This is a genomic window from Pseudoalteromonas sp. H71, from assembly GCF_001468485.1.
Lineage (GTDB): Bacteria > Pseudomonadota > Gammaproteobacteria > Enterobacterales > Alteromonadaceae > Pseudoalteromonas.
This window is the reverse complement of record NZ_LODI01000016.1, coordinates 21,625-35,770: the sequence shown is the minus strand read 5'-3', so window position 1 is coordinate 35,770 and position 14,146 is coordinate 21,625. Positions and strand designations below refer to the sequence as shown.

At 35.8% G+C, this 14,146-nt stretch carries 9 protein-coding genes and 1 pseudogene; 8 read left to right on the top strand and 2 right to left on the bottom strand.

The features are described from left to right. Positions 1–67 precede the first annotated feature (67 nt). A pseudogene (locus ATS71_RS09430) lies at positions 68–4,532 on the top strand (EAL domain-containing protein). 353 nt (positions 4,533–4,885) lie between these two features. Here ATS71_RS09430 and ATS71_RS09425 read toward each other — a convergent pair. Continuing rightward, on the bottom strand, positions 4,886–5,779 hold the full coding sequence (locus ATS71_RS09425) for a cation diffusion facilitator family transporter (protein WP_058404605.1): 894 nt from the start codon (positions 5,777–5,779) through the stop codon (positions 4,886–4,888). A 217-nt stretch (positions 5,780–5,996) separates the two neighbouring features. Here ATS71_RS09425 and ATS71_RS09420 point away from each other — a divergent pair, with 217 nt between their 5' ends. The 3 genes from ATS71_RS09420 (at position 5,997) to ATS71_RS09410 (ending at position 8,984) form a co-directional block, all read left to right on the top strand. Then, positions 5,997–7,439 (top strand): sensor domain-containing diguanylate cyclase, encoded by a 1,443-nt coding sequence (locus ATS71_RS09420; protein WP_058404604.1) that lies wholly within the window; start codon positions 5,997–5,999, stop codon positions 7,437–7,439. A 118-nt stretch (positions 7,440–7,557) separates the two neighbouring features. Further along, the gene (locus ATS71_RS09415; protein WP_058404603.1) at positions 7,558–8,511 is read left to right on the top strand and encodes a slipin family protein; all 954 of its coding nucleotides are present in this window, start codon (positions 7,558–7,560) and stop codon (positions 8,509–8,511) included. A gap of 17 nt (positions 8,512–8,528) precedes the next feature. Continuing rightward, a complete protein-coding gene (locus tag ATS71_RS09410; RefSeq protein ID WP_058404602.1) occupies positions 8,529–8,984 on the top strand; it encodes an NfeD family protein in 456 nt (151 codons plus the stop codon). Positions 8,985–8,999: 15 nt separating this feature from the next. On the opposite strand, the gene ATS71_RS09405 is transcribed toward ATS71_RS09410, so the two are convergent. Continuing rightward, positions 9,000–9,872 carry an SMP-30/gluconolactonase/LRE family protein gene (locus tag ATS71_RS09405; protein WP_058404601.1) on the bottom strand — a complete coding sequence of 291 codons (873 nt, stop codon included), beginning with the start codon at positions 9,870–9,872 and terminating at the stop codon, positions 9,000–9,002. Positions 9,873–10,345: 473 nt separating this feature from the next. Here ATS71_RS09405 and ATS71_RS09400 point away from each other — a divergent pair, with 473 nt between their 5' ends. From ATS71_RS09400 to ATS71_RS09385, 4 genes are all read left to right on the top strand, one after another. Continuing rightward, positions 10,346–11,185 carry a patatin-like phospholipase family protein gene (locus ATS71_RS09400; protein WP_058404600.1) on the top strand — a complete coding sequence of 280 codons (840 nt, stop codon included), beginning with the start codon at positions 10,346–10,348 and terminating at the stop codon, positions 11,183–11,185. Positions 11,186–11,266: 81 nt separating this feature from the next. Further along, positions 11,267–11,488 (top strand): hypothetical protein, encoded by a 222-nt coding sequence (locus ATS71_RS09395; protein WP_058404599.1) that lies wholly within the window; start codon positions 11,267–11,269, stop codon positions 11,486–11,488. 157 nt (positions 11,489–11,645) lie between these two features. Beyond that, positions 11,646–13,682, top strand: a complete 2,037-nt coding sequence (locus ATS71_RS09390) for a hybrid sensor histidine kinase/response regulator (RefSeq protein ID WP_058404598.1) — start codon at positions 11,646–11,648, stop codon at positions 13,680–13,682. Between the two features lie 31 nt (positions 13,683–13,713). Continuing rightward, complete coding sequence (locus tag ATS71_RS09385) at positions 13,714–13,947, top strand: hypothetical protein (protein ID WP_058404597.1); 234 nt, start codon at positions 13,714–13,716, stop codon at positions 13,945–13,947. Positions 13,948–14,146 lie beyond the last annotated feature (199 nt).

Genomic DNA, 14,146 nt, shown 5'->3' with positions numbered 1-14,146 from the left:
ATAATGCATTACCTGTTGTGGAGATCGGTCATCAGTGCCATTTAGTAAACGTTGCCTTTTAATTTTCATGTTATGTATTACTAATGCAGTTGCATCGCAAAATTATGCCCAACAATTACAGCGCCTTTCTACCGATGAAGGGCTCTCGCAAAATTATGTTGAAAAAATACAAGAAGATGAGATTGGATACATTTGGATTGCAACACAACAAGGATTAAACAGGTTTGATGGCTATACTGTTGAAACATTCGACGGTGGTTTTGAGCTAGACAAACACTACATCTCTACACTGTTAAAAACAAACGATGGTAAGTTACTTGTTTCCACTGATATAGCTGGTGCATACCTAATAGACCCACAAACTCTCAAAACAGAAAAAATCTACTCTGGCCAGCTAGATAAAGAGACACAAATTTATTCTCCTGTTTCAGCAATGGCGGGACAGAACGAGCTTTACTATTTAGCTATTGATAACCAAATACTCACTTACAATAAAACCACGGGTGCTTTTACACAAACAGCGGCTTTAGCTAATAAAACCTCATATATACGTGCTCTAACAATACATAATAATACACTTTATATTGGTGCCAATGATGGGCTATATGCATTTAACCTTATTAGCAATCAACTTGCAGAAGTACCGCTTCACCCTGCCGAACAAATAACAATAGACAACATTAATGTAAAGTTTTTGCAGGTAGATAAAGAGCTTGGTCTTCTAGTCGGTACGGTAGAAGGACTGTATAGATTCGCATTTTCAAATGATAACCAATTCCTCAGTTCTAAAATAACAACGCTTATTTCCGACCTTAATATTTGGGATTACATTACTTCTGATGATGGTGATTTTGTAGCAACCGAAAAAGGGTTATTTAGTTTTAGCCGAATAAACGGCGAAATAGAGCTCATATTAAATTATGCAAAGAGTAAATTTAATATAAACGATAACACGATTAGCGATTTAACAATAAGCCAAACCGGAGTGCTATGGTTATCCTCAAGAAGCCAGGGGGTATTCACATGGCCTATTAACACTAGGCGATTTAAAAATATTAATTTGCCCGTCAATAATACAATAAACAAAATACACGAAGACGACGATAATATTATTTGGTTTGGCACAAACGATGGCCTAGCTCAATACAACCCTAAAACAGAAACCACGCGTACTTTTTTAAATTCAACAGACACTAAAGCAGTGTTTGGCTCATCAGCAGTTTATGACATTTTTGCTTCTTCCCTAGGAAACAGCCAATATTTATGGCTGTATACATACAATGGGTTTGAATTATTTGATAAAAACAGTAAACAATTAGTGTCAAATTTAAGTAGTAATAACGATTTACTTACTCAACCGACTATTTTTGGCTTTGCCAAAATTGACACCCATAAATATGCGTTTGCAAACGACAAAAACTTTTACCTGTTTAACGAAAAAACGGGTGATATAAGGGTTATTAAAGGACTTAAAAACCTACTAGATCCGATAAATGCCTATGTGTTTCTTCCGCCATTGGAAACTCATCCTAATGAACTTTTAATTAGTATGAGTAATAGCTTGGTTAGGTATAACGAAGAAACACAAAACTTAACCTCAATATTTCAGTCATCAAATACTAAAGGTAACATTTATTATACGGTAGATAATTACTACCTTGACTTAAAAAGAAATATTTTATGGCTTGCAACGACTCATGAAGGTTTAATTGGCATAGACCCACAAAGCTACGAAAAAAAGCATTCTCTAAGCCTTAAAAACTCGTTAAATTCTAATTCAATTTTGTCTTTAGTGCCTGACGAAAAAGATTACCTGTGGGCAAGCTCTGAAAATGGACTCTACAAAATAAATCTCAACACACTTAGTGTTATAAGTTTCTCGGTTAAAGATGGTTTAAACACTAATAAATTCACAGATTACACACAAAAGAAATTGAATAATGGGCAAATAATAATTGGCAGTAATGCAGGCGCCATACTTTTTAACCCTGCTGACTTCAAAACAAAAAAAACAACCAAAAAACATAAACTAGCAATTACAGATGTCAGTTTATTAACGAGGGAATTGCCTTTTTCCCCCATTAAATACAGTAATCAACCGCTCAAACTAAACCATGATGATATGGGGTTAACGGTAAGCTTTTCTGATTTTTCCTACCCAGATACAAATAAAACGTTTTATTATGTGGTTCTTGATGGCCCAACATCCCTTACCTATGAGAACTTAAAAGCAAACCAGGTGTTTTTTACTAAACTTCAACCAGGCGACTACTCTCTCACTATAAACGCGCATTTTAAAGATGGTGTAATTAAAACCCAACCCGTGAAGCTCAGCATAAATGTAGCCCATGCTCCCTGGAAGTCGCCCTTTGCACTATTCACATATATTATCATTACGCTCACCCTTTTCGCTTTATTTTTTTGGCAGTACAGAAACCGTCAAAATGTCATTCAACAAGCGCATACAGACACCATAAACTCGAAAAAACAAACAGAACTCGCCCTTAGAAACAATAAAAGTGGCGTATGGGATTATCAATTTTTAGACCGTTCAGTAAATACTTTACGTGGCATAGAACTGGGTTACGAAAATTTAGAAGAACGGGTAGCTATAGAGCAGTTTTTTTCTATTATACATCCTGACGATAAGCGCCGCTTTGAAACCAAATGGCAAAATTATATAAGTAATAAAAGTAAAAATAAAAATTGGCAATTAACATTTCGTCTTCGCCATAAAAATGGCCATTGGTTATGGTACCAAGACACCGGCCAAATAATTTTTGATACTCAAACAGGCAAACCTTTATATGTATCAGGTATTTATACCAATATTACTGAGCAGCGTGTTAATGAAGAGCAAGCTAAAATATTAGGTGAAGCATTTGGCCAAATAAACGATTGGTTGCTGATTTTAGACGACCATTTACTGCCTTTTTCCGCGAATAATAGTTTCATAGGAACGTTTTCAGATACACAAACATCTACAAATATTAGCCCTAAACTATTTATAAAATCGCTTGGTATAGAAAAGTGCAAAGAATTTGCAAAAAGATTGAAGGCATTGCAGCCAACTGAAAACTGGCATATCGATACCTTAATAAAAACAGCTAAAAATAATAAGCACCCAGTGCATATTAATGTGACTGCAGTAGCTAAAAGCACAACAGAAGTAAGCTACTATGTAATTGTTATTTCTGACTTAACTGAGCAAAAGAGAGCTGAAAATGAGCTGCGTTATTTAGCTAATTATGACGCACTGACAAAACTACCAAACCGTAGTTTAATGTACCAAAACATTGAGGAAGCCATTAAGCAAGCTGAAAGCTCAAATACACATTGCGCACTCCTGTTTATAGATTTAGATAAGTTTAAACCAGTGAATGACTCTTTTGGTCATGCTGTAGGTGATAAGCTTCTTTGCAATATTACTGAGCGGGTCAGTAATATACTTGACGCAAATTCACAGCTTGGCAGACAAAGCGGGGATGAATTTTTAGTCCTTATTAAAAATGTAGAATCGCAAGACTCGTTGAAGGAAACCGTTAAGCTAATTAGTAAAGAATTAGCAAATAAAGTAATGATTGAAGACTTTGCCATTAATATTTCAGCCAGTATAGGGGTAGCTCTTTATCCCTTTGATGCCATCACAACCGACATTTTAATTCGCAATGCCGATGTTGCAATGATGCAAGCTAAGCAAAATGGTCGCAATGACTTCAGTTTCTTTAGCGATGAAATGAATGAACAAATAAAACAAAAACTGCTGCTCGAAAATGATTTAAAAGATGCAGTAAAAGCCGACCTTTTGTTTAATCATTACCAACCCATTATTGATATAGAAGCAAAAACGATTAACGGCGTGGAGTTACTCATGCGTTGGAAAAACAAAGGACAATTTGTTTCACCTGCGGTGTTTATTCCTATCAGAAGAAACAGGGTTAATAGAACACCTAACTGAGCTTGCACTAAAACGTGCGCTTATTGAATTAGCCCCATTGCTTAATGAGAACCCTTTATTTTATATTTCTTTAAACTTGTCGCCTAAACACATTTTAAAAGCAAACATAACTGATCGGTTGGAGCATATTTTAAAAGAATTTAATGTTCAAACCAGGCAGCTAAGGCTCGAAATTACAGAAAGTATTTTGCTCGAAGATAAATACAAAGCTGCAAAGCAATTACAAGCGTTGAAAACAGCAGGGTTTAAATTATTGCTTGATGACTTTGGCACAGGTTATTCATCATTAACTTATTTAAGCCAATTTCCGATTAACGTTATAAAAATAGATCAGAGCTTTGTAAATAGTATTGGTGAGGATAAAGGAGACGAGTCAATTATTAAAACTATTCTTTCTTTAGCTGAAAACCTAAACTTATATTGTATTGCCGAAGGCGTTGAAAATCGTGAGCAAATGGAGTTTTTAGCTAATGCGGGGTGTCATGTGCTTCAAGGTTATTACTTTGCAAGGCCGATGAGTGCTGAGGCTCTTAAAGAAAGTAGTTGTTTTAGCAAAATTATTGAGCTTATTTAAAATATCTAAAAAGAGGATTTAAAACCTTGGTACTTAATTAATGTTAGGGCCAATTGGCCTTGTGGACTAAAACTAGTTAAAGCTAGGAGCGATTTAATCGCAGCGCGAGGTTTTAACCTCATGGGCTTGATAACTGCTCCTGCATCACTCTACTGAATTACATCCATATAAAAATAAGCCAATACCAAGCAACAAGCAGTAAATTGCTCTGAGGAAGCCCCTTCGGGGACATGTCTATTAGGCACCGATGCTGCGCTAAAGTTTATTTGAGAGAGTTACACACTTCATAGGCGTTACCTTGCCTAAATGCCATACAAAATACTAAAGATTGAACTTTGAAAGATTAATAAATCCTAGTGAATATGATGACACTCATGGCTTTCAATTTGCAGTACGCTACTGGTTACTTTAAACCTTTCAGCAAGCAGATTTTCCACCTTTAAGCGACATGCTTCATCGTGTTTTTCAATAGTACAATGCTTTTTAAGTACTACGTGAGCCCCCACTACTAAACCATCGTAGTTACGTGTTACAGTCACATTATGTACGTTATGCACGTGTTCCATACCTGTGATTTCGCTTTCAATATCAGTTACTTTAGGAAGCTTAGCTTTATTTAAACGTAAGCCTTTAATGCAACTAATAATGACTTTAATACCCGTAAACAATACAAATGACGCAATGAGCATACTCGATAAAATATCGATAATTGCAAAGCCTGTTAAATATATTAATACACCAGCAACGAATGTAGATACTGTTGAAATTAAATCAAAAAATGAGTGTAAAAACACAGCGTATACATTAATGCTTGCTTTACGCCCCTTGTACAAAACCCAAGCAGCTGCACCATGAAACAAAAAGCCTAAACCAGCTATAACTGACATTAAATAACTATTAATTTCAAGCTCATTACCCTCGTGTTGATGAATAAAACGCTCACCACCTTCATATAAAATGACTAAACTAATCGCAAGGTATAATATACCATTAACAAGCCCCCCCACTAACTCAGCACGTTGATATCCATCGTTATATGTTTTTGCTAAATGAATTGCAAAACTTGATGCGATTAATGCTATAAAAAGCGAACTATTGTGAACAAATAAGTGCCCTGCATCCGCTAATACCGCTAATGAATTAGCGTAGTAAGCACCAATAACTTGTATAACCATAAATGAACATGTAATGGCAAGCGCAATAAGTAAGCGTCGGCGAGAAGCTTGATGTGTTGTGATTTCTGTCATGAAATACTTGAATTACCTATACTTAAAATGCAAATGAGCCATTTGAGGCTCACTGGAGAAAGGAGTAATGATATACAGTATCAATTATAATACGTCGTTCACTTAAACGCACTAAAAAGTTAGTAATATCAACAAAAGTGTACTAAAACATATTATATAAGAATAATAATAAACGAACGCAACCAAGCTTCGAACTAACAAGAGGTAATCATAAGCCTTGAATTCAATAAAAGACATATGGAGAACATTAAAGTGCCTCCCTTTTGCTGTTTTAGTACATGATTCAAAAACACGCAATTACAAAGCAAATAATCAAGCCTTAAAATTGTTTAAATTAGAACAGGGCGATGAACTGTGCGCAAACCATTTTGGCCACATTAAGCTTATAAGCCCATTAAGTAAAAAACCTTTATTACTGCAAAACCTGTTTGATGTTTACCTCATACCTAATGTGTTAAATAGCGTTGTACTTGAAATTAATGAAACAGCCTTTTTATTAAATATTAAATTTGCCTATATTAACGAGACCGTTTCAATGATTACTTTTGAAATAGAAAAACACAAAATCGATGAACAGTATAATTTTGATGTTGTTATATCGAATATATCTGCAGACCTCATTGATATTCAAAACGATAATGTAGATGGTCATATAAATTATGCACTTAAAGCAATTGGTACAGTATGCCATGCAGACCGAAGTTACCTTTTTAAATTTAACGACGAAAACTCTCAAATGAGTAATACGCATGAGTGGGTAAATAAAGGTATAGTGCCTTTTAAGGATTCGTTGCAAGATGTACCTAAAAGCGAACTACCTTATTTTTTTAAATTAATGAACGACACATACTTATTTAAAGTTAATGATGTTTCGGATCTACCAGCCTCTGCGGGAGGTGAAAAAAAAGAGTTTGAACTACAAAAAATTAAATCTGTATTGTGTATTGGCTTAAGCTACGAAAAAGAGCTGGTTGGTTTTATCGGTTGCGACTGCGTAGCTGAAAAACGTGAGTGGACGAACCTTGATTTAATCCGAATTAAACTCGTTGGTGAAATACTCACTAATGCATTCAAAAATATAAACTACAAACAAAAGCTAGAACTAGCGCAGCAGCAACTCATTACCGCCAATCAAAAATTAAGCGAATTAGTAAACACTGACGGTTTAACAACAATTGCCAATCGTCGGTGTTTTGACAAAACCTTTGAAGATGAAATACAACGCTGCGTTCGTTATCAGCAACCCATTAGTTTAATTATTTGCGATATTGACTTTTTTAAAAAATACAATGATAGCTATGGTCATCTAAAAGGAGATGAGGCTTTAAAATACGTTGCAGAAACACTTCAAAATTTATGTAAACGCCCCGGCGACCTGGCAGCTCGATATGGCGGTGAGGAATTTGCAATTATTTTACCCTGCACAGACTCAGAGAATGCAAATTGTTTCTCTACCTTAATTCAAAATGACATAGCGCGACTAAACATTGAACATAATCAATCAGATGTAAGCAAACAGCTTACTTTAAGTATTGGTTTTTATAGTGTTATCCCTAATACTAAAACAATAGCTAAAGATATAATTTCAAAAGCCGATGCTGCTCTTTATCATGCCAAAGAATCAGGCCGAAATAAAATCTCAGAGTATTCTCATAAATAATATATGTTGCTTACAATGTTGTTTTTGTAGGTAATTGCCCTGATGAGTGTTAATCTTAAACCGTTTAAAATTAAAACAATACACCATTTTATGACTAACTATTAAAAGGAATATTTAAATGGATCCAGTATCTCAAATACTTGATATCGTGTTTACCGTCGAGGCATTTTTACTCATATTTGTTATTGTGCTTCTAAAAAGCAGTGTTAAATTTGTCCCTCAAAATAGAGCTTGGCTAATTGAACGTTTTGGTAAATACCAATCAACCAAAGAAGCCGGACTAAACTTTATTATTCCGTTTATTGACAGAATTTCAGCTGATCGCAGTTTAAAAGAGCAAGCGCAAGATGTTCCATCTCAATCGGCTATAACCAAAGATAATATTTCATTAATTGTAGACGGCGTACTTTACTTTAGAGTACTCGATCCATATAAAGCAACCTATGGTGTTGACGATTACACATTTGCGGTTGTGCAACTGTCACAAACAACAATGCGTTCTGAGCTCGGTAAAATGGAGCTAGATAAAACGTTTGAAGAACGTGATTTACTTAATACCAATATAGTAGCTGCAATCAACCAAGCATCTGAGCCTTGGGGTATTCAAGTATTACGTTACGAAATTAAAGATATTGTGCCACCAAACTCTATTATGGAAGCTATGGAAGCACAAATGAAAGCTGAGCGAGTAAAACGTGCCCAAATTTTAGAGTCTGAAGGCGACCGCCAAGCAAACATAAATGTGGCCGAAGGTAAAAAGCAAGCACAAGTTCTTGCAGCAGAAGCCGATAAAGCTGAACAAATTTTACGTGCAGAAGGTGAAGCAACTGCAATTACAACCGTTGCAGAAGCACAAGCAAATGCCTTACTAAAAGTTGGTGAAGCTGCAGATACCGAACAAGGTCAAAAAGCAATTCAACTTGATTTAGCAACTAAAGCCATATCAGCTAAAGAAGCAATCGCACGCGAATCATCGGTTGTTTTACTACCTGATAACGCAACAGATGCAAGTTCAATGGTTGCTCAAGGTATGGCTATTATTAATAGCTTAAATAAACAAAACAAAAGCTAAGAATTAGAGAGGCTAGTATGGACTTTATTTTGCAAAACCTACCGCAAGCACTCATGGTACTGGGTATACTTGCTTTGATAGTGGAGGTAGCAGTGCTTGGTCTCTCTACTATTATTCTATTGTTTTTTGGCTTATCGCTGCTGATAACGGGTTTTTCAATGAGCATTGGTATTTTACCTGACTCATTAACAACAGCACTTTGGAGTAATACTGTGGTAACGGCTATTTTAGCCATTGGTTTGTGGAAACCACTAAAAAAAATGCAAAATCGTGTAGATACCAAACCCGTAACAAACGACTTTGCAGAGCTTACGTTTACTCTTGATGACGACGTTACCGATCAAGGGTTAACTACGTATAATTATTCAGGTATTAGCTGGAAATTAAAAAGTGAGCAGCTAATTAGTGCAGGCACTCGCGTATACGTTATAAAAAAAGATGTTGGCGTTATGTGGGTCAAACCCGTAGCCTAGTAATCTGTAAGCTAATTATAAAATAACGGGTGGCTCTAGCTGCCCGTTTTTTATTCCGGTTATTTGCAATGTCGTCCCTTGTACATTTTGTAAATCATTATTAGATTCGCACAGTGCTGAAGTTACAAATAGCAGCTCACCTTGTTTTCCACCAAATGCTGTACATGTAGGATTAAGGATGTTTACTTTTATTGTGTGGAGTAATTCGGCATCAGGCGATAAGCACATAACGCACCCCATTCCCCATACCGCTAGCCACAAGTTACCTTTACTGTCGATTACGCATCCATCTGGGTCTATGTCTGTATTACTAAATTGATAAAATACCTTTTCAGTACCAACAACTTCGCCTCTAATATCATCAAGGTCAAGCTGGTAGATACAGCTTGTAAAAGAGTCACAATAGTAACCACGTGAGCGGTTTTTATCAAAGCACAAACCATTTGGAATAGTTAAATCAGTAATAATGCACTCAAGCTTTTTATTGTAATAGCGGTATACTTTCCCCTGCCCTTTTTCGGCACTCTTATCCATGGTACTTAACCAAAAGCCACCCCACGGATCGGCTCTCCCATCGTTTGAGCGTCTATTAAGCTCATTACTTTCAAGTTCTATAATTAATTCAGTGAATTTACTGTTTATGTTATAGCGATAGATACCTAACTCAGTTCCTAAAATCAAATGTTCTGCATCATGCCAAGCTATAGCGGTCACTATAAAAGGCATTTCAACCGAGTATATTTTTTCTGGTTCATCGAATGAGCAACAAAATAACAGTTTTTTATTGATATCAACCCAAAAAAGCATATCAAGTATTGGATGCCAAAGAGGGCTTTCTCCAAGCTGGTTTTGTACTTTACTAAATAGGATTGTCTTAAAATCAGCCATACTAAAGCCTGTGACCTTTCAGAATTAAAATTTTGTATAAATGGGCATTTTTAAGGCAACAAACTAAATTGCCTAAATAGCAACTTTTTGGTAATCCCTATAGATAACATCGATTTAGTAAAAAATATATAGCACTTCCTCAAACTGCTGCTTTTGATCACAGCAACATCGTTTTAAGTAGCCGCATAGAAAGAACTCGTATACCAATTCACACTAAGACTCAATTAAACGAATTAGTATTAAATATTCTTTCCTATTAACATAAACTTGCACAACAAAGGTTATCACTGTTTAGATGTACAAATATTCATAAATATCACTAAACTAGTGTGTAAATAAATTAATATATGAACTATTAACCTGTGTAAGACACTCAACCATTAGTAAAATAACGTATTGATTATATGAATTTTTTACTCGCTCTACTCAAACTTAATTGCTAGCATAAAAACAGATTAAAAGGAGTTATAATTATGGCCAAAAATATAAAACATGCGCTTGTAGTCGAAGGCGGCGCAATGCGCGGTATATTTGCGGCGGGCGTGCTTGATGAATTTTTAACGCAAAGTTATCAACCCTTTGATTGTTATTTTGGAGTGTCAGCAGGGGCAACAAATGTCGCCGCGTTTTTATGTAATCAACCTATGCGAAACCACAAAGTAATAACCGATTATTCTTGCAGGCCTGAGTTTATTAATCTAGCAAGATTTGTTAAAGGCGGGCATTTGTTTGACCTCGATTGGCTATGGGAGCAAACAATTCGTGATATTCCCTTGCAAACAGAAGTCTTTGAACAAAACCCACAATCATTTTACATTGTTACCACGGCAGTCGATTCAGGCAAAGCCCTCTACTTAGAAGCAACAAGCAATAGCATGGTTGAGCAGCTAAAAGCATCCTGTGCTATTCCCATTGCATATCGTGATTATCCAATACTCAATAAAATACAAATGACCGATGGGGGTGTTTCAGACTCTATACCTGTGATTAAAGCATACGAAATGGGAGCACGCGAAATAACCGTTATACTGTCTCGCTCGCTTGGTTATCGTAAAAAATTAACAAAAGCACCTTGGCTAACAAAAAAAATATATAAAGGCTACCCTGCATTAATTAATGCAACTTTAAACAGAGCCGAAGTTTATAATAAAAGTATCGACTTCATATTAAGCCCGCCCAGTGATTGCAAAATTAATATTATTGCACCACCAAAACAATTTAAGGTAGGCAGAACAACTAAATCGTTTGATGTTTTAAATAATGGCTATAACATAGGTTTAGAAGAAGCCCGTACTTATTTATTGTCATGTTAAGCTATAGAAATAATTAAAGAAAAAACATTAGCTGCCGATAGTAACCTTGATTTGTTAATTGTATTTGGTTAGGAGAAATTGATGAGTGAAAAAATGAACGAAGATGCCCTATATGCTCTTAAAATAGCATTTACGTATATGCCAAAAGCTATTGAAGTAACTAAATACGAATACGGTGAACGTTATCAAACAGTACTGAGTCATATTGAAGCGGTAAGAGAAACACTGCTTATAAACGATGTTGACCCAGAAGAAGTTGATGGCGATATTAACCCTGAATACACACCTAACTCAACTTATTAAATAACTAATATTTTTTTAATTATGGTTTATATAAAAAGCGTCTTAATATTATTTAGTTTGTGAGCAATAAATCATCACTGTTTCAATTTTGTTCTATCTGTATTAGCTGCTAGTTAAAATTGAGTTTGAAAAATTATTTCTAAAGGATCTTTTTCTATTGAATTTTCTTAGGCAATTTCACGACATAGTCTCTGACCAAAATTTGGCTTTTGATGATAAAACGCAAAAATTATTAAATTTTGGGCTTAAAGTCTTTGGCCTCGATTTAGCTATTATCAGTGAAGTACAAGAACGTATTTACACTGTTCTATATGCAGTGACTCCTGACAACGGGCTTGCCATCGGCACACAATTTAATTTAAATGATACCTACTGCGTTCATACGCTCAATGCAGGCTCCGCACTTGCGTTTCATAATGTATCGCAAAGCGAAATAGCCGATCACCCATGCTTTACTAATTTTCAGCTAGAGTCTTACATTGGTGCTCCAATTAAAGTTGGAAACGAGGTTTTTGGCACAGTTAACTTTTCCTCAGCCAATCAATCTCCGGTATTTACCGATCAGGCCTATGACTATATAGAGTTATTTGCGCAGTGGTTAGGCGCTGAGTTTGCCAGAAACCAAACTAAAGACCGCCTAACAAAAAACAGTAATAGCCTATTAAAACTAGAAAGCGTCGCAAATATTGGCACATGGGAAGTTGATATTGCTCACAATAAAATTTATTGGAGCAAACAAACCAAGCTTATTCATGAAGTTGATGAAAACTATCAACCAATGATGGAAACAGCAATCAACTTCTACAAAGAAGGATCTAGCCGAGAAAATATTACCAAAGCAGTAGAATTAGCCGTTGGAAAAGGCGAAAAATGGAATTTAGAACTAGAAATTGTTACCGCAAATAATAACAACATCTGGGTTTCTACATTCGGTGAAGCTGAATTTGAAGGCGACACCTGCGTAAGGCTATTTGGTACATTTCAAGATATTACTGAGTCGATGAGATTACGCGAAGAGCTTAAAAGTAAAAAAGCAGAGGCTGAACGCTTACTTTTTGACAGAAGCATGCTTTTTGCAAAAATAAGCCATGAACTCAGAACACCGCTTAATGGTATCACAGGCATGCTCACCAACTTGATAGATGAGCATGACCCAGAAAATAGAACAGAAAAAATCAAAGTTGCGCTACGCAGCTCAGATATATTATTGAATATTATTAATGAGGTTCTTGATTTTTCAAAAATTAATCATGGTGAGCTTAAATTAGAACCGAATAATGTTTTATTAAAAACTGTTTTTACTGACCTTGTTTCACTTTATACCCCTTTATTTACTGAAAAGCGTGTTGCACTTGAAGTAAAAAATGAAATTAATGACGATTGCTGGGCCTTTTTCGACAACACACGCCTAAGTCAAATCACCTCTAATTTACTCAGCAACGCATTAAAGTTTACAGAACAAGGTATTGTAAAGCTGGACACGTTTTTAACCAATACTGACGGTGATTTGTCACTCACTATTACCGTAACCGACTCAGGCAGAGGAATGACTCCTGAATTTCTTAAATCGCTATTTTCGCCATTTACGCAAGAAGTCGATTCTAAAAATACTAAAGGTGGCACTGGCCTAGGCCTAGCAATTGTAAAAGAGCTTGTGCAATACATGGGCGGTCAAATTGAAGTCAGTAGCGAAATTAATAAAGGCTCTACATTTTCAGTTTATATTCCAATAACCCGAGGCGAGGAGCAAATACTTGAAGACAAACCCCTCGCTAATATTAATATTGATACAAATGAGTTATCTGTACTTGTTGTTGATGATAACGACATCAATAGATTAGTGCTTAACGCATCCTTAAATAAGCTTGATATAAACCCCGACTTTGCTGTGGACGGGCAAGACGCTGTTTTAAAATGTAAGCAAAAGCCGTATGACCTTATTTTCATGGATTGTATCATGCCTATTTTGGACGGGTTTGAGGCCACTAAACAGTTAAGAGAGCAAAATATTTGCCCTACTAATAAGACCTATATTGTTGCTTTAACCGCTAATACATCGTCTCAAGACAAACTTGCGTGTAAACAAGCGGGTATGGATTTATTTATATCAAAGCCATTTAAAATGTATTCGTTAGAATCAGCCATAGCATCAGCAATAAAAACTGTTAAACCAAATTTAAGCTTAATTAGATAATTAATTAAAAAATAGGTAAAAGGAGATAACAATGAAGCTAATAGCTCGAACGCTATTAATTACTATTTTTAGTATTGCTTTTTTTGCCGGTTACTCATCAGATGATTGGCAATCAGTCATGGTTGTGTTGATTATCAGCGGCTTTTTACTATTGCTCAGTTTCATAACTTCAAAGTCAAATAGCGGCACAACAGGCTACAGTGGCGGCGCAAGTTACTCTAATAATAGTTGCAGCGGCTCAGATTCTAGCTGTGGTGGCGATTAGCCTATTTTTTAAAAAGGTTATTTGCATCATAAAAAAGCCGCCTTTGGAGAGGGCGGCTTGGGTTAACAAACAGCTTTGGGTGTACCTTGCTGTTATATCAAGAGAGGGTTTTACAGTTTAAGCAGCTGTTTTGTCTTGCTCGCTTTCTTCGCTGTTGCGAATTAAGTAATCAAAAGCACCTAAACTTGCTGTTGCGCCG

What these genes read in the sequence shown, in the direction of transcription:
- ATS71_RS09395 (WP_058404599.1), top strand. Translation starts at nt 11,267, where the DNA reads ATGAGTGAAAAAATGAACGAAGATGCCCTATATGCTCTTAAAATAGCA.
- ATS71_RS09415 (WP_058404603.1), top strand. Translation starts at nt 7,558, where the DNA reads ATGGATCCAGTATCTCAAATACTTGATATCGTGTTTACCGTCGAGGCA.
- ATS71_RS09385 (WP_058404597.1), top strand. Translation starts at nt 13,714, where the DNA reads ATGAAGCTAATAGCTCGAACGCTATTAATTACTATTTTTAGTATTGCT.
- ATS71_RS09425 (WP_058404605.1), bottom strand. Translation starts at nt 5,779, where the DNA reads ATGACAGAAATCACAACACATCAAGCTTCTCGCCGACGCTTACTTATT.
- ATS71_RS09410 (WP_058404602.1), top strand. Translation starts at nt 8,529, where the DNA reads ATGGACTTTATTTTGCAAAACCTACCGCAAGCACTCATGGTACTGGGT.
- ATS71_RS09405 (WP_058404601.1), bottom strand. Translation starts at nt 9,872, where the DNA reads ATGGCTGATTTTAAGACAATCCTATTTAGTAAAGTACAAAACCAGCTT.
- ATS71_RS09400 (WP_058404600.1), top strand. Translation starts at nt 10,346, where the DNA reads ATGGCCAAAAATATAAAACATGCGCTTGTAGTCGAAGGCGGCGCAATG.